General features: G+C 62.0%; 13 protein-coding genes. 5 read left to right on the plus strand and 8 right to left on the minus strand.

From position 1 onward, the window contains the following. Window positions 1-5: 5 nt before the first annotated feature. The 7 genes from Q0367_RS02550 to proB all read right to left on the minus strand — a co-directional run bounded on the left by Q0367_RS02550 (window position 6) and on the right by proB (window position 8,559). Window positions 6-1,370 carry a dipeptidase gene (locus Q0367_RS02550; RefSeq protein ID WP_297631357.1) on the minus strand — a complete coding sequence of 455 codons (1,365 nt, stop codon included), beginning with the start codon at window positions 1,368-1,370 and terminating at the stop codon, window positions 6-8. 295 nt (window positions 1,371-1,665) lie between these two features. Further along, window positions 1,666-2,241 (minus strand): ECF transporter S component, encoded by a 576-nt coding sequence (locus Q0367_RS02555; RefSeq protein WP_297631355.1) that lies wholly within the window; start codon window positions 2,239-2,241, stop codon window positions 1,666-1,668. A 65-nt stretch (window positions 2,242-2,306) separates the two neighbouring features. Continuing rightward, on the minus strand, window positions 2,307-3,293 hold the full coding sequence (locus Q0367_RS02560; RefSeq protein ID WP_297631352.1) for a P1 family peptidase: 987 nt from the start codon (window positions 3,291-3,293) through the stop codon (window positions 2,307-2,309). 14 nt (window positions 3,294-3,307) lie between these two features. Further along, entirely contained in the window at window positions 3,308-4,534 is a 1,227-nt protein-coding gene (locus tag Q0367_RS02565) for a M20 family metallopeptidase (RefSeq protein WP_297631348.1), read from the minus strand. 158 nt (window positions 4,535-4,692) lie between these two features. Continuing rightward, on the minus strand, window positions 4,693-5,538 hold the full coding sequence (locus tag Q0367_RS02570; protein WP_297631345.1) for an energy-coupling factor transporter transmembrane protein EcfT: 846 nt from the start codon (window positions 5,536-5,538) through the stop codon (window positions 4,693-4,695). Further along, a complete protein-coding gene (locus Q0367_RS02575; protein WP_297631342.1) occupies window positions 5,535-7,382 on the minus strand; it encodes an energy-coupling factor transporter ATPase in 1,848 nt (615 codons plus the stop codon). The genes Q0367_RS02570 and Q0367_RS02575 overlap by 4 nt, the downstream gene beginning before the upstream one ends. Window positions 7,383-7,452: 70 nt before the next feature. Beyond that, the gene (proB, locus tag Q0367_RS02580; RefSeq protein WP_297631339.1) at window positions 7,453-8,559 is read right to left on the minus strand and encodes a glutamate 5-kinase; all 1,107 of its coding nucleotides are present in this window, start codon (window positions 8,557-8,559) and stop codon (window positions 7,453-7,455) included. Window positions 8,560-8,893: 334 nt separating this feature from the next. Between proB and Q0367_RS02585 the strand changes: the two genes are divergently transcribed. The 5 genes from Q0367_RS02585 to Q0367_RS02605 all read left to right on the plus strand — a co-directional run bounded on the left by Q0367_RS02585 (window position 8,894) and on the right by Q0367_RS02605 (window position 14,920). Further along, complete coding sequence (locus Q0367_RS02585; RefSeq protein ID WP_298980828.1) at window positions 8,894-10,261, plus strand: ABC transporter substrate-binding protein; 1,368 nt, start codon at window positions 8,894-8,896, stop codon at window positions 10,259-10,261. 186 nt (window positions 10,262-10,447) lie between these two features. After that, complete coding sequence (locus tag Q0367_RS02590; RefSeq protein WP_297631334.1) at window positions 10,448-11,425, plus strand: carbohydrate ABC transporter permease; 978 nt, start codon at window positions 10,448-10,450, stop codon at window positions 11,423-11,425. Between the two features lie 11 nt (window positions 11,426-11,436). Further along, window positions 11,437-12,336, plus strand: a complete 900-nt coding sequence (locus tag Q0367_RS02595) for a carbohydrate ABC transporter permease (RefSeq protein ID WP_297631331.1) — start codon at window positions 11,437-11,439, stop codon at window positions 12,334-12,336. A 10-nt stretch (window positions 12,337-12,346) separates the two neighbouring features. Further along, entirely contained in the window at window positions 12,347-13,420 is a 1,074-nt protein-coding gene (locus tag Q0367_RS02600) for an ABC transporter ATP-binding protein (protein ID WP_298980830.1), read from the plus strand. A gap of 12 nt (window positions 13,421-13,432) precedes the next feature. Continuing rightward, window positions 13,433-14,920, plus strand: a complete 1,488-nt coding sequence (locus Q0367_RS02605; protein ID WP_298980831.1) for a glycerophosphodiester phosphodiesterase family protein — start codon at window positions 13,433-13,435, stop codon at window positions 14,918-14,920. A gap of 17 nt (window positions 14,921-14,937) precedes the next feature. Here the strand turns inward: Q0367_RS02605 and Q0367_RS02610 are convergent. Beyond that, a partial coding sequence (locus tag Q0367_RS02610) for a hypothetical protein (RefSeq protein ID WP_298980832.1) occupies window positions 14,938-16,044 on the minus strand: 1,107 nt, incomplete at its 5' end.

Genomic DNA, 16,044 nt, shown 5'->3' on the forward strand with positions numbered 1-16,044 from the left:
CCCGTTCAGGCGGCGAGGCGATGGAGCAATTTGCAGTAGGCTCGTTGTCCTCGCCGGAAATTCGCCAGACGGAAAAATTCATTGGGCGAATGTTGACGCTCGTCGTTCAAGGCGAAGCCGAAGCTCACCGTGTAGGCCCCCAGCGACTCCAGAAACATCGCCGTCACCGGAATGCTGCCGCCCGACCGCGCCAGGAAAGGCTCCTTGCCGTATTCCTCCACCAGCACGTCGCGTGCGGCGAGGTTGCCCGGATGATCGGCAGGCATCAGGTAGGGCAGGGCGCCGTTGTCCAGGATTGTCGTTTTCACGCGCACGCCGGGCGGCGTATGGCGCTCTACGTGCGCCTTGACCAGGTGAGCGATCTTCTCCGGGCGCTGGTTCGCCACCAGACGGCAGGTGATCTTGGCGTGCGCCTCGCTCGGCAGCACGGTCTTGACTCCTTCGCCCTGGAAACCTCCCCAGACGCCGTTCACCTCCAGCGTAGGCCGCGCCCAGGCTCGCTCGAGCGGCGTGTAGCCCGGCTCGCCGAAGAAGGCGTCGATGTTCAGCTTGCGAAGCACCTCCTCTTCGTCGTAGGGAACGCGCGCGATCTCGGCGCGGTCCGCTTCGCTGAGCGGGACGACGTCGTCGTAAAAGCCTTCGACCAGAATGCGGCCGTCCGCGCTGCGCATCGAGGCCAGGATGGCCGCCAGCGCGTGGATGGGGTTCTGAATCACGCCGCCATACAGCCCGGAGTGGACGTCGTAGGCCGGGCCCACCACGTCGATCTGCAGGGCGCACAGTCCTTTCAGCCCCACCAACAACGCCGGCTGCTCTTCGCTCCACTGGCCGCCGTCGGCGCTGAGGATGAAGTCGCACGCAAATTTCTCCTTGTGCGCAGCGATGAAGGCCGGCAGCGTGGGGCTGCCGATCTCTTCCTGCCCCTCGAAGAAACATTTCACATTCACGGGCAGGCCGCCCTCCGTTTTTAACAGGGCCTCCAACGCCAGCACCGGCGCCAGCATGTTGCCCTTGTCGTCGCTTGCGCCACGCGCATAGACGCGTTCATCTTTGATCACCGGCTCAAAGGGCGGACGCTCCCACAGCTCAAGCGGATCGACCGGCTGCACGTCGAAATGGCCGTAGATCATGACGGTCGGCTTGCCCGGCGCATGGAGCCAGTCTGCATAGACGACCGGATGGCCGCCCGTCTCCATCATCTCGACGTGCTCCATCCCGGCGTTGCGCAGCTGCGTCATCACCCATTCGCCCGCCCGGCGCACGTCGGCCGCATGTTCTGGAAGGCTGGAGATGCTGGGGATGCGCAAAAAGTCGAGCAATCGTTCGGTGAAGTTTGCCTGATGCGTCTCAAGGTAGGATTGCCAGTTCATTGCAGGGTTCCTTTACTGGGTCGCGCTGAAGATTCTTCTAAACCTGTATGATAGCCGCGCCCCTCCAAAACAGGAAACCTTCAGCATGGACTGAAAGACAACCGCCCGGCTTTGCTGCAGCAGCCGGATCGGCTCCGCCGCCGGTCCGTTCACGGTTTTTTGTGTAAATGTGGGCTCTTCGTCGCCATCTTCCAGGAAGCTCGGGGCTTCCTGGAAGATGATTGCCTGACCCATAGGTCGGTTGAGCGGAGTGTAAAAAATTCTGAACACGAAGCAGTGGAACGGACAGATTCCCCTACACCGATGAGCCGCCGCGCCCGGTCTCGATGCGCTTCCAGGCGGCGACGACGGCGATGGTCACCACAGCCGCCAGAATCGCCTCAAACACAGCCTGAGGAATGACCACGGCCACGATTTCGAAGGTGAAAACCTGCAGCAGGATCGCCAGCCCCACGACCAGCACAGTGTTGGTGAGCGAGCCTGCGACGCCCGCCGCGCCCAGGGCCGCGATTTCGTTGCCTCCGCGCAGGCTTTTGTACACCCACCATGCGGCGGGGCCGATCAACAGACGGGGGAGAAAGATGATGATGAAAGCGGCCACCCAACCCATCGTCGGATTGTTGGCGTAGGCCGGCGAGGTCGTCACCACGCTGGCGAACTTGATGAACGAATCCAGTGCGAAGACCAGGCCGACGACGGCGCCGACCAGCGGACCTTCCAGCACGCCGCCGATGATCGGGGGAACCTGCATGATCGTCGCCGACGCCGTCACGTTGGGCACCGGAAAGTATCCCAGCCCTGTGAGCGCCAACACGGCGGAGATGGCGATCAATACGCCGGCGACCACAATGCTACGCGTTGAGATGTTCACGGTTCACTCCTCCTTTTGGGTTATTGAAAATGATTTTGATGGATTCGATTCCCCTCCAAAGTCAATTATACCGCTGACTCGCCAAGAAAATCGTTCGCCGCCGGCAGCCCGTAACAGGAGGCGGCCCTGATCACCCCGTTGACCACCGCCTGCGCCAACACATCCGCCGCCGCCATGCCGACCATATCGGTGTGCGCTTTCACCTCGCCATACGATAGCGCAAAAATGACGTCGCCGTCAATGGTGGAGAAAACCGGCCGGATGGCGCGCGCCAGGCCGGCCTGCGCCTGTTGCGCCACTTTGGCCATCGCCGCCTTGCTGAGAAGCCCATTGGTGGCGACGACCGCCAGCGTGGTGTTGAGCCCCGCAAAATGAGGCGCCTCCCCCGCCTTCAGCAGCTCCACAGCATCGACGAATCCTGTGAAGCGTCCCTCGGCGTCATGTTGGCGCACGCCCGCCAACACTCTGCCTGTGCGCGGGTCGCTGACCGCGCCGAAGGCGTTGACGACCGCCAGCGCCGCCACCACCAGCCCGTTGGAGAGATGCATAGCCGCGCTGCCGACGCCCGCCTTGCACGCCCAGGCCATGCCGCGGCCTTTGCCGACCGACGCGCCCACGCCGGCGCCGACGTTGCCCTGCTCGACCGGTCCGGCGTGGGCGGCTTCGCACGCCGCGTAGCCTGCTTCGGGGCCGGGCCAGGCGTCGGCTCGCCCCACCGGCAGATCGAAGAGGATCGCCGCCGGCACGATGGGAACGCGGGCGAAGCCTGTGTCGAAACCCACGTCGCGCTCCCTGAGCCAGCGCATGACGCCGTCGGCGGCGGCCAGCCCGAAGGCGCTTCCCCCCGCCAGCACGACTGCGTGCACGCGTTCGACGGTGTTTTCCGGTCGCAGGAGATCGGTCTCACGCGTGCCGGGGGAGCCGCCCCGCACATCGACAGCCGCGACGGCGCCTTCCGGCGGACAGAGGATCACCGTGCAGCCGGTGGCCGCCTCGAAATCCGACCAATGGCCAACGCGAAAACCGGGAACGGCGGTCAATGTGTCATTCATTGCAGCGCTCTCCTTCAAGCAAGCCCGAGGTAGCGGATGGCGGCCAATACATACAGGCGCGTCGCCGTCTTGATCTCATCGATGCTGACCCATTCGTCGATGTGGTGGGGGATGTGAATGTCGCCGGGGCCGCAGGTGACGATAGGGATGCCCTTGCGTGCGTTGAGAATGGTGCCGTCGGTGGAGCCGGGCACGCCGCCGTACACCGGAGACTGACCCGTGAGATCGGCGTAGGCGCTCGCCAGCGCGGCGACTACGGGATGCTCGGGATCCGTGAAGGTGGGATGGCGCACTTCCAGCACGCGAAATTCGTAGCGCAGCCCGGCCTCGCCCGCCGCAACGCTCTGCAGAAGGGTCTCAATCTCGCGCGCCAGGGCATCGGGGTCCTGCCCTGGAATCAGACGAATGTCCAGCACGGCCTCCGAGGCGCCCGGCATGACGTTTTTCTGCGCTTCGCCGTGACCGCGCGCCGGGCTCATCACGATGGTGGGCGTGATGCTCGGTTTGCCAAGGAAGGGATCGACGCCATGCTCGGCCATGATGCGCTGCTCCAACGAACGGAGCAGGGAAAGAAATTTCGCCAGCGGATAGGCGCTGTTGACGCCGGTCAGCGGCATGGCGCCGTGCGCCATCACGCCGTGCAGAAGGACGTGAATCCACATCACCCCTTTTTGCGTCACGCAGAGATGGTTCTCCTCCGGCTCGCAGATGATGGCGGCGCTTACCCGGTCGGCCCAGCCGCGCTCGACGAAATGCTTGACGCCGATCATGTCGCCCTCTTCGTCGCAGAGCGCGCCCAGCAGCAGCGTCCCTTTCAAGCGCACGCCGCTTTGCACGATGGCCTTGATCGCCGTCAGGGCGGCGACCAGCCCCGCCTTCATGTCATTGGCGCCGCGCCCGTAGATGCGACCGCCCCGAATCACCGCGCTGAAGGGCGGATCGCTCCACGCCGCCGGGTCTCCTTCCGTGACAACGTCGGTGTGCCCCTCGAACATCAACGTCGGACCCTCCGCCATGCGGTGGAGAGCGATCACGTTGGGGCGCCCTGGCTGGACAAATTCAAAGTGCGTCTCCAGACCGATCTCTCGACAACGCGCCTCCACCCAGCGCGCAGCGGCCTCCTCGCCCTGGCCGCTTTCCGGCTTCCAGACGCTGGGGATACGCGTCAGCTCCTGCACCCAGCGAATCAGCTCTTCGTCGTCAATACAGGCGAGCGCCTGTCGCTCCACTTCCGACAGCACGGTTTTGCTCCTTTGTTCGACTGTTCAGGATGTCACGCCGAAGGCGATGATCTACGAATGGATCACAGGTTCGACTCCCGACCGGCCGTCTCGCACGCCGCAAGAGGAATCACAAGATTGCGTCGGAGCCAATGACTCCATGAGGTGTGGTCCAGATCTCACGTGAACGTCGGCCACGGCGTTCGCCAGAGAACCACCCACAACAAGATGCTCAGCGCAATGACCACCCAGTCGAGGCCGGTGAAGTGCAGGTCGACAAATTTCGTGCGCCCTTTGCGCCCCAGGTAGCAGCGCGCCTCCATCGCCACGATCAGCTCTTCGGCGCGGCGCAGGGTGTTGACGAAAAGCGGCACGATCAAAGGCAGGCGGGCGCGCGCCATGCGGTCGGGACGCCACCAGGGCTCACCGCCGAAATCGCCCCCGCGGCTGGCCTGCGCCTTGGCGATGCGCTCCATCTCTTCGGCGATGGTGGGGATGAAGCGCAGCGCAATGATGTTGGCGAGCGCAAACTCGTGCACCGGCAGCCCAATGCGCTGCAACGGCGCCAGCAGCGTCTCGATCCCGTGCATAATGTGCGAGGCAGTCGTCGTCAGCGTGAGCAGGCTGACGAGGAAGAGAAAGATGACCAGACGCAGCGCGCCCAAAATCACCAGCTCGATCAGGCAGGGGGTGATGCGCACGAATCCCCATTCCCAGTATACGGTTTCGCACACGGAGAAGCGCCCTTGAAAAAGCAGCTGCATCAGCATCAGGACGACGATGAAGGGAGCGGCCGGCAGCAGGCCGCGCAATACGTAGCGCACCTCGATGCGCGCCAGACGCGTTACGCCCATCAACAGGGCGACCAACAACAAAGTCGCCAGCACGCTGCGCGTGGAGGTCGCCGCCAGCGCCACGAAGAGGGCGGCCAGCAGCTTGGTGCGCGGATCGAGCCGATGCACAATCGATTCGGTTGGGATGTACTGGCCGACGGTGACGTTGCGCAGATACTCGAACTCGCTCATCTCGCCTGCCCTCCTGCTGCGGTCTCCGCCAGGACGGCGCCGCGCGCCAACAAGAGTTCGGCGATCGCCGCCTCGGCCTGCTCCAACGTGTAGATGACGGCGTCAGGAGGCAGCAGGCCCTGCGCCTTCAACGCCTCGGCGACCTGCGTCATGTCCGGCGCGTCCAGCCCGATGGCGCGCAGTTCGGACGCCCGGCTGAAGACTTCGGCGGGCGTTCCCGCCATCACCGTCCGACCCTCGGCGATCACATAGATGCGGTCGCAGATTTCGGCGAGCTCCTCCATGTTGTGGGAGATGATCACCAGCGTCACACCCTGCTTGTGCAGGTCGAGGATATGGCGCATCAACTGGCGCCGCGCCTGCGGATCGAGTCCGGCGGTCGGTTCGTCGAGCACCAACACTTGCGGTTCGAGCGCCAGCACGCCCGCGATCGCCACGCGACGCATCTGGCCGCCGCTCAGGCCGAAGGTGATGCGATCTTTGAACTCCTCGAACGGCAGCCCGACCGCCTCCATGGCCCGCCGCACGCGGGCGCGCACCTCCTCCGCTTCCAGCCCTTGCTTGCGTGGACCATAGGCGATGTCGTCGCCGACGTACTGCTCGAAGAGCTGCGCCTCCGGCGTTTGAAAGACCAGGCCGACGGCGCGGCGCACGGCACGCAGGTCGACGTTGGGGTCGGCTAAATTTTGGCCCAACACCCACACCTCCCCTTCATGCGCCTTCAACAAGCCGTTGAAGTGTTGAATGGCGGTCGATTTGCCTGAGCCGGTGTGGCCGATCACGCCGATGATTTCCCCGCGCTGCACCTCGATGTTGATGTCTTCGATCGCCTTCACCTCCAGGGGCGTGCCGCGCATGTAATAGTGGGCCACGCGGCGAAGGGAAAGAAGCGGCGCGCGAGAAGAGGAGCGAGGAGCGGAAGGGGCGAAGTCATCTTCTGTCCCTTTTCTCTCATTTCTCCCTTCATTCCGCTGTTCTTTGCGTCTCTGGGGTGAAGCCCGGTTCTCATGGCAGCAGGCGATCACGGCGGCGGCGATCTCCTGGGGAGTGAGCAGATCGGGCGGGAAGGCGGGAAAGCGGCGGTGGAGCGCCTGCGCCAGCTCGCTGACGTGCGGGACGTCCAGGCTCAGGGCGCGCAGTTGATCGAGCTGCTGGAAGATCGCGCGCGGGGGGCCTTGCAGGGCGATTTTGCCCTCATGCAGGACGATCACGCGGTCGGCCTCGATGGCTTCGCGCATGAAGTGTGTGACCGCAACAATCGTCACGCCCTCCTCTTGGTTCAACCGGCGGGCGACCTCCAGCACTTCCTGGCGGCCGAGCGGATCGAGCATCGCCGTCGCTTCGTCCAGCACGAGCACGGACGGCTGCATCGCCAGCACGCCGGCGATGCAGATGCGCTGCTTTTGACCGCCCGAAAGCAGATGCGGCGCGCGATGGCGGAACGGCAGCATATCGACGCGCGCCAGCGACCACTCGACGCGGCGCTGGATTTCCTGTCGCTCCACGCCGAGATTCTCCGGCCCAAAGGCGACGTCCTCCTCGACGATCGTCGCTACGATCTGGTTGTCCGGCTGTTGAAAGACCATGCCCACCGTGCTGCGAATCTCGCGCAGATGGCGGCGCTCTTTCGTGTTCCAGCCGTTGATCCAGACATCGCCCTGCGTCGGCAACAAGAGCGCGTTCAGGTGTTTCGCCAGCGTGGACTTGCCGGAGCCGTTGTGACCAAGCAACACGACATATTCGCCCTGCTCGATGGTCAGGTCGATCCCGCGCAACGCCTGCACGGCTCCGCCTTCATGTTGATAGGTGTAGTGGAGGTCCTCGATGCGAATGATCGGCGCCATAAAAATGAAACTGGGAAGCGAAGATAAGAATGAGAGAGATTTTTTACGTTTTTATCATCGATCTGCGACCTCAATCTGTCAACAAAATCATATCATTGCGATGCACGGCCACATCGCCGTAGGTGTAGCCCAGGATCGTCTCGATCTCATCGGAGCGGCAGCCGGCGATCTTGCGCAGATCGGCGGCGGTGTAGCTGGCGATGCCACGCGCCAGCTCGCGACGTTCGCCGTCGAGAATCAAGACCGTATCTCCGCGCAGAAAATTGCCCTCGACCTTGCGGATGCCGGCGGGCAACAGGCTGCGGCCCTTGTGGCAGATGGCGAAGGCCGCGCCTTCGTCGACGACCAGGCGGCCCGCCGGCTTTGGCCCCGCCAGAATCCAGGCCTTGCGGCTCTCGATGCGGCTGGTGAGCGCCGGAAAGCGCGTGCCGACCGCCTCGCCGGCGACCACGCGTAGGATCACGTTCGGTTCGCTGCCGGCGGCGATCACCACGTCGACGCCGGCGTGGCGCGCTGTGTTGGCGGCCTGGAGCTTGGTCGCCATGCCGCCGGTGCCCAGGCCGCTGACGCTGCCGCTGGCGATGGCCTTGAGCGTCTCGTCGATCTTGCGCACCTCTGGGATCAACTGCGCGTTCGGATTGCTGCGCGGGTCGGCGGTGAAGAGGCCCGGCTGATCGGTGAGCAGGATGAGCAGATCGGCGTTGACCAGCGTCGCCACCAGCGCCGAAAGGTTGTCGTTGTCGCCGACGCGGATTTCCTCGGTGGCGACTGCGTCATTTTCGTTGACGACCGGCACGATGCGATGCTCCAGCATCGCGGCGAAGGTGTCGCGGGCGTTGATATAGCGCTGGCGGTTCTCGACGTCGCTGCGCGTAAGCAAGATCTGCCCGATGCGCACGCCGTAGATGTCGAAGAGGCGCTCCCAGACGCGCATCAACTGCAGCTGGCCGACTGCGGCGAAGAGCTGTTTGCTGGTGATGGTGGGCGGCAGCGCCGGAAAGTTCAAATGTGCGCGGCCGGCCGCCACCGCGCCGGAGGTGCAGACGATCAGATCGTGGCCTTGTTCGTAGAGCGCGGCGCACTGTCGGGCGATCTCCACCATGCGCGCCTGATTGAGTTGACGTCCTCCGCCGGTGAGGACGCTGGTGCCCAGTTTGACGACGATTCGTTTTCGCATGAGGGAAAGTATAGCGGATGCAGGGGAGGGTTGGTCAAACGAGGCAGAGGGCTTAAGAGAGCGTCCGTTGCATCGAGCCTAGCCTATCGAGCCTGGCCTGTAGACGAGGATGGCGACTTCGTTCAACATGGCGATGAACGATCGTTTCATTTTGCTATCGGTTTCATCACATCTCTCTAAAATCCTGTTAATACTTGTTGGTTCGCCTGTTAACACTCGCCAGATAGCATGGGAATCGGTTAGGCGTCGCTAGACCTGAACCCAACAACAAAGCATTTCTAGAAGGGAGGAAGTCATGCGGATTGGAAGATGGAGATGGGTAGGCATCGCATTGATGGTCTTGTCATTGACGGTCGCCGCGTGTGCAGCGCCTACGCCTGCTGCGCCTGCCACCGGCGTGGGCGAAGCACCCGCTGCGCCGCCCGAAGGTCCGGCGGAGGTTGAATTGACGGTCTGGGTGCAGGGCAACGAGGTGGAGCATTGGCGGCTTGATGGTCCGATTCTGGCGGCGGAGCAGGTGACGGATTACAAACTCAAAGTCACCGGCATACGCGATGACGCCGGTTGGGCCGATTACAAGAAGAAATTTACGCTGGCTGCGGAGGCTGGCGAGGCGCCCGACATCGTGCTCTCCGGCCATGAGGATGTGCCGGTGTGGGCCAACGCCGGCTACATCGTGGAATTCACCGAGTGCAAGGCTCGCTACCCGGAATTCGACGACGTGATTGAGAGCCTGTGGGATTCCACCATGTGGCAGGGCAAGATTTGGGCTGTTCCTCAAGACACGGAAGCCCGGCCCATGTTCTTCAACAAGACCAAACTTCAGGAGCTGGGCTGGTCGGAGGAAGAGATCGCCGCCCTGCCGGATCGCATCCGCACCGGCGATTTTACGCTGGACGATCTGATCGCCACAGCCAAGGAAGCGGTGGAAAAGGGAGTGGTCGAGCCTGGATACGGCTACTGGCACCGACCGAGAAAGGGCGGCGATTTTCTGCAGTACTACTTCTCGTACGGCGGTCGCCTCTACGACCCTGAACAAGACAAGCTGGTGGTTGTGCGGGACGCGCTGGAAAAATGGTACGCCTTCCAGCGTCGCGTCGTCGAGGAAGGAATTACGCCGGCGAACTTCATCGGCACGGAATGGAGCATCTGGCACGACACCGTCAGCCACGGCAAGGCGCTGTTCTGGAACGGCGGCATCTGGCAATGGGCGGACTGGGCCGCCAACTATGTGAAGGACTTGGGCGGCCAGGAGTACCTCTTCAGCTTCGTCGGCTATGCGCTTCAGCCTTCCGGCGTCAAAGGACAGCCCGGCGGCACCTTGTCGCATCCGCTGGTGTACATGATCACCTCGGAGAAGGCCTCGGGCAAGAAGAATCAGGATGCAGCCTGTGCGCTGCTGGCCAAGACGACGACGCCCGAAATCAACACGTTGCACGCAGTGGGCAGCACCCACCTGGGCATCCTCAAGTCGCAGGCGAATTTCCCGGAGTATGCCAACGACCGACTGCTCTCGGAAACTCTGTACATGCTCGACTACAACTACTATCAGCCGAACCATGTGATGTACGGCCCCTACTTTGACATCGTGTGGGATTTCATGGTGAAGGCGGAAAACGGCGAGATGTCGCCTTCCGACGCCGCCAGGGGCGCAGTCGAGCTGCTGCAGACCGAGCTGGGCGACGTGGTGATCGTGGAATGAAAGCTCGCCTGAGGCTTCGGGCGATGCTGTCTCGAGCCGCGCAACGGTGAAAAGAGCGCGCGGAGCGCTGCAAAGGTTGCGCTTCGCGCGCTCTTCCAAAGTTTGACCGGATTCATCTCAAAAGCTATCCCAAGGGCAACGTCCCAAGGCCATTGTCGGCAACCGAAAGGAGAAAGGAAGAAGACCGTGTCGGAAAGTGCATCAACCGCCCAGGCGCTGGAGGTTGGGAAGGCGCGCTATCCAGAAGAAAAGGCGTCGTTGCGCAGCCTGCTCAGTCCGCTGCTTTTTATGGCGCCCGCCATCGTCCTTGTGGTGGTGTTCTTCTTCATTCCGGTCGTGATCGTGCTGGTCATCTCGCTGACCGATATGAGCACGGCGACGGGGTTCAACAACTGGAAATGGGTGCAATTCGACAACTACCTCAGGATCGCAACGCATCCCAACACCCTTCCAGTCTTGCGCAACACGCTTATGTATGTGGCGCTCACCTTGGCCCTTTTCAACGTGGGCATGGCGCTGGTGATCGCGCTGTTGACCACGCATATCCCCAGGCGAAGCGGTTTTTTATTTCGGGCGTTGTGGTTGCTGCCGCGACTGACGCCTTCGGTTGTGTACATTATGATGTGGAAATATGTCGCCGCCGACGCGCCCTATGGGATTCTCAACCAACACCTGTTGGGCCCGCTCGGAATCCCGCCGACAAACTGGCTGCCTGCCCAGCCCTGGATTTTTGTCATTCTGACCAACGGCTTTATCGGCGCATCGTTTGGCATGGTGATTTTCACCTCAGCCATCGAGTCCATCCCCCGCGATTACATGGTCGCGGCCCTGGTCGATGGCTGCTCCCTGTGGCAACGCATTCGCTACCTCATCCTCCCCCTGCTCCGCTGGCCGCTCCTTTTTGTCACGACCTATCAGACGCTTTCTCTGTTGACGTCCTTTGAGCAGATATTGCTGCTGACGGAGGGCCAATTCGGCACAGAGGTCTGGTCGCTGTGGGCGTACCAGCGGGCGCTCAGCAATTACTGGGGCAACTTTCAGTGGGGCTTCGGTGCAGCGTTGGCGGCCGTGCTGGTGCTGATCGGCGTCGTGATGGCGTTGGTCTATATGCGCTACTTCCAGTTCAATCAACTTGTCCAGGAACCCAAAATCGAGGCGCTCTAGAGGAGGGGAAGATGGAAGATCGTTTGGGGATGGGCGGTCGCTGGCGGGTGGCGATCCTTCTCTTGATTCTAACAATTTTAACCGTGCCCATTCTTATTGGCTACGTGTGGATTCTGATCTCCACTTTTTCGCAGCGCACCTATGGCCTGATTCCGGTGGACGCTTCCGGGCAGGTGGGTGGGCTGACGCTGAGAAACTGGTCTTTCTTGTGGGAGGACCCCAACATCTGGAAAGTCACCTTGAACTCGTTGATCCTGGCGATCGGGTTGACGATCGGCGTGGTGCTGGTCTCCTCGATGGCCGGCTACGTCCTGTCGCGCATCAGTTTTCCAGGGCGCCGCGTCTTTCTGGGGACGACGCTGGTGTTGCACGCCTTCCCCAGCGTCACGCTGCTGATCGCCATCTTTTTTGTGCTGCGCTGGATCTCTCGCATTCCGATTTTAGGCCGGGACCTCCCCATCATCGGCGGCTTCGGATACAACACGCTGGGGGGAGTCATTCTCGTCATGCTTGCCTTGCAGTTGCCCCTGGGCGTCTGGCTGATGAAGGGCTTTTTCGACCACGTTTCATGGGACATGGAACGCGCCGCCCTCATCGACGGATGTTCTCGCTGGCGCACCTGGTGGCAGATTCTTCTGCCGCAGATTCGGCCAGGCATTGCGGCGCTTGCCATTTTTTCGTTCATATCCGGTTGGAATGAATTTTTGATCCCCTACACCTATATCACCGATCAACAACAAAGCACCATTGCCGCCTATTTGAACAAGTTATTAAGCGACACTGCGCCAGTCAATTACAGCCAGGTGGCGGCCGTCGGCTTGTTTCAATTGATCCCTGTCATGCTTTTCTTCTTGTTCACGCAGGAATACCTGCTCAGCATTTTCGCCGGCGGCGCCAAAGGCGGCTCATGAGGGGTGAGCGATGAAGGTAAAATTGGAAAATCTGACGAAACGTTGGGGTCCGGTGTACGCCGCCCGCGACATCAATCTCGACATCAACGATGGCGAATTCGTCGCCTTCCTCGGCCCTTCCGGCTGTGGAAAGACGACGACGCTGTTGCTGATCGCCGGCATCTATAAACCCACCGCCGGACGCATCTTGTTCGATGACCGCGTGATGAACCAGGTTCCTCCGAAGAACCGCAACATCGGGATGGTCTTTCAAAGCTACGCCCTCTATCCGCACATGACCGTGTATGAGAACCTGGTCTTTCCGATGAAGCTGAAGCGGGTGCCGCCTGCCGAGATGAAAGCGCGCGCCCAACGCGTCGCCGAGATGCTGGGCATCAGCCAACTGCTCGATCGTCGGCCCGGCCAGTTGTCCGGCGGGCAGCAACAGCGCGTGGCGCTGGGGCGGGCCTTGACCAAACAACCCGATCTCCTGCTCTTCGATGAACCGCTCTCGAACCTGGACGCCCGCCTCCGTTTGTCTATGCGCGCCGAGATCAAACGCCTGCAGATGGACCTCGGCGTCACCGCAATCTATGTGACCCACGACCAGGTGGAGGCGATGACGATGGCGGATCGCGTCGCCGTCATGAAGGATGGACGGTTGCAGGCGTATTGTCCACCTAACGAACTGTACGACCGTCCACGCACCCTCTTTATCGCCGGCTTTGTGGGCAACCCCCCTATGAACTTCATCGAAGTAGAGATCGTTCTGCGCGATGGCGTCTATCACGCGCAGCGGGCAGGCTTCGATCTCCCGTTGCTGGCCGAACGCGGCGGGCAGGCTGCGGGCCGCGGCCCTGTGATCCTGGGCATTCGACCGGAAGATGTTATGATTGCAGAGGAAGGGATCGCCGGCGAAGTGTACGTCGTGGAGCCGCTAGGCCGCGACGATCTGATCGACGTCCGCCTCGGCGACGTGCATGTTCACGTGCTGGCCGATCCCAATCGCAGATGCAAAGTGGGCGACCGGGTCCACCTGCGCTTCAATACGCAAAAAATCCAATTGTTTGACCCAAAGACCGAGCAGTCATTGCTCTGGACATAACCCATTGGCTCTATGATTCCTCAGTCTGAAGATTTATCCGACGTCCATTTGCGCACCTTATTGCAGACGGAGCAGCCGGAGGAAGCGCGCAGCCTTGCCGCGCGCTACGCGCCGATCCTTCGCTTCGATGCACGCGAGCCTTTTCCGCCGCTGGCGGTGGGATACACGCTCTTCCGCGAAGACGGCGATTCACCCTCCTTTCCACGCCGCATCGAGCTGCGGAGGCCGGACAGTCCTCCTGCGGCGCTGGCCATCGAATACGCCATCTGGTGGGACTGGGACATTCAACATTTATATGAGTTGGAGCACGTCTGGGTCTTCGTCGATGCCGAAGGCCGCGTCTGTCGAGGAGAGGCGAGCTGGCATGGCGGATGGCATGCCATGGCGTCGTCAGAGGGCGCGCTGCTGTTAGACGGAGATCACCTGATCGTCTTTTCCGAGCCGGGCAAGCATGCTTTTGCGCCGGACCCCCTCTGGTTCCACGAGCGTCGGGACGCTCGCACGCTGCGCGAGCAAACCACGCGTCGGGCCGGCTTCGGGGGCGTCTGGGTCACGCCGCTCTTCGAGCGCGAAATCCGACCGTTGCGCACACCCTACGCCAACACACTGGTGCGCACGCATTTGCAGCGCTGCGCATTCGAGCCTGCCTGGCAATTCACGAAAATCTTTCCCATCCAGGCCGAGCAGTTGATCCCCTGGAGCGCCTTGCAGCGCTGGATCCCCGAGCGGGTGGCGGGATGGATTCAACGGCTTGCTGAGGGGACGCCGCCGGAAGCCTTGCGCTTTCTGCGCATTGCGCATCGCGGGGCCTCAGCCTACGCGGCGGAGAATACGCTGGCGGCGTTTCGCAAGGCTGCCGAGCTGGGCGCCGACATGGTGGAGATGGACGTCCAGCTCACACGCGATGGCGCGGCGGTGATCTTTCACGACCTTGTCGTGGACCATTTGACGGAAGGCCGAGGCGCCGTCAACGCTCTTTCCCTCGCCCAGCTGAGAAAGCTCACCGTGCCCGGCCCCGACGGCTCCCGCGAGCCGATTCCAACGCTCGAAGAGGCGATCGCCTGTTGCCTGGAGCATGATTTGGGCCTGTACATCGAAATCAAAGCAGGCGGAGCGGCGCCCGCCGTGGTGGAGGCGATGCAATGCTTTGACCTCAAGCATCAGGCGATCGTGGGATCGTTTCGCCCTGATTGGATCGCCGCAGTCAAACAATTCGATCCAGCCATTCCCACTTCGGTGCTTTTCAGCGCGCCCAACGTCGATCCGGTCAAACTTGCCCAGGCTGTCGGCGCCGATTACGTCCATCCGTGCTGGGAAGCGGCGGCTCCGCAGCCTCATCGCCTGCTTACTGCGGAATGGGTGAAGCAGGTGCGTCAGCATGGGCTGGGGATCATTCTGTGGCACGAGGAGCGGCCTGAGGAGATTGCTGCGTTGCGTCAAATCGGCGTGGACGGCGTCTGCAGCAACGCGCCGGATCTGCTTCTGGCAGCCGACATTTAGGAGAGAGCGCCGCCCCCTCACTGTAATCTGCGCAGCATGAGAACCAATTTGTATTGGCGCGCATGTTTTTCAAGCAAACCGTTCAGATAGTTCGCCCAGGCTATCTGGCGCTGATGCAACAGGTAGACTTCGCGGGCGCAGCGCAGCCATTCAATTGCGCTTTCGTAGTGTTTGGCCCTCTTCCCATCCATGATGCTTTCCGCTCGTTGCTGATAGTGCTGAATGCACCAATCAGGATGCTCCATATGCGCTGCTTTGGCCACCTGCTCGAAGTAGGCGCTGTAGGGATTGCGGTCGATGACGGCCATGGCCTGCGGCAACATCCGTTCGTAAAGATAAATAGGGATGACTCGCTCGTCGGTCACGCGCTGCAAATGCTCCAACAGACGATCGCGCACCTGTGACCAGCGTTCGCCGGCCAAACGCCGCACCTGCTTGTAATCCTCCAGCTGCATAGCGCTCAGAAACGCAGTCTCCGCTGCGCTCTGCGCGAGCGTCAAATCGCCCATCGCCTCTGCTTGTTGGACAGTCCAGCGCGCCAGATCAAGGCGCCTCCCTCCAGCTTGCGACAATCCATGGGCTGCAACCTCCAGGGCTGCGGCCATGCATCCTCGGTCGGCCAGGATCTGCGCCAGAGCGAGGAAATCGCTTGCGTCGACCAGGTGAAGGCGCGCCATCTCTATGGTCTGCTCCACCTGCCCCATGCGCGCCAGCATGTTGACGTGCGCAGCAAACAATCCTGCCGCCCTCGCCAAATGCAGATACTCCTGCAAACGCCCCTGACGCTCGAGAATTCTGAGCCGTATCTGGGTCAAGGAGTCGTTCGGTTCGGAAACATCGCCCTCTTCCGCCGGGATGCGCCCTTGCAATACAGCGACCAAAGGCGGATGATCCCATCCTTGCTCCAGGGCGAGCCTCACTATCTCGACCTCCGGCAGAGTCTGGTCCCATGCTTCCACAACCTGCAACCATTCCGCTCGCTCCGCCGGTGAGAGGTCCATGCTGAGCAACGCCTCGGCCAGCAGCTCGGTCAGCTCCTCTCCTTTCTCGTGAAGTGCGAGCTCGTTTACTTCATAAATCCAGTCTTCCAGGTCTTCGACCTCTACAACCCATTGCTCGATCAC

The sequence above is a fragment of the uncultured Caldilinea sp. genome (genome assembly GCF_937128415.1).
In the GTDB taxonomy this organism is placed as follows: domain Bacteria; phylum Chloroflexota; class Anaerolineae; order Caldilineales; family Caldilineaceae; genus Caldilinea.

Bases quoted from the DNA above. Each gene is read 5' to 3' on its own strand.
- Q0367_RS02605 (WP_298980831.1), top strand. From the start codon at position 13,433: ATGATTCCTCAGTCTGAAGATTTATCCGACGTCCATTTGCGCACCTTA.
- proB (WP_297631339.1), bottom strand. From the start codon at position 8,559: ATGCGAAAACGAATCGTCGTCAAACTGGGCACCAGCGTCCTCACCGGC.
- Q0367_RS02560 (WP_297631352.1), bottom strand. From the start codon at position 3,293: ATGAATGACACATTGACCGCCGTTCCCGGTTTTCGCGTTGGCCATTGG.
- Q0367_RS02600 (WP_298980830.1), top strand. From the start codon at position 12,347: ATGAAGGTAAAATTGGAAAATCTGACGAAACGTTGGGGTCCGGTGTAC.
- Q0367_RS02585 (WP_298980828.1), top strand. From the start codon at position 8,894: ATGGTCTTGTCATTGACGGTCGCCGCGTGTGCAGCGCCTACGCCTGCT.
- Q0367_RS02595 (WP_297631331.1), top strand. From the start codon at position 11,437: ATGGAAGATCGTTTGGGGATGGGCGGTCGCTGGCGGGTGGCGATCCTT.
- Q0367_RS02550 (WP_297631357.1), bottom strand. From the start codon at position 1,370: ATGAACTGGCAATCCTACCTTGAGACGCATCAGGCAAACTTCACCGAA.
- Q0367_RS02575 (WP_297631342.1), bottom strand. From the start codon at position 7,382: ATGGCGCCGATCATTCGCATCGAGGACCTCCACTACACCTATCAACAT.
- Q0367_RS02570 (WP_297631345.1), bottom strand. From the start codon at position 5,538: ATGAGCGAGTTCGAGTATCTGCGCAACGTCACCGTCGGCCAGTACATC.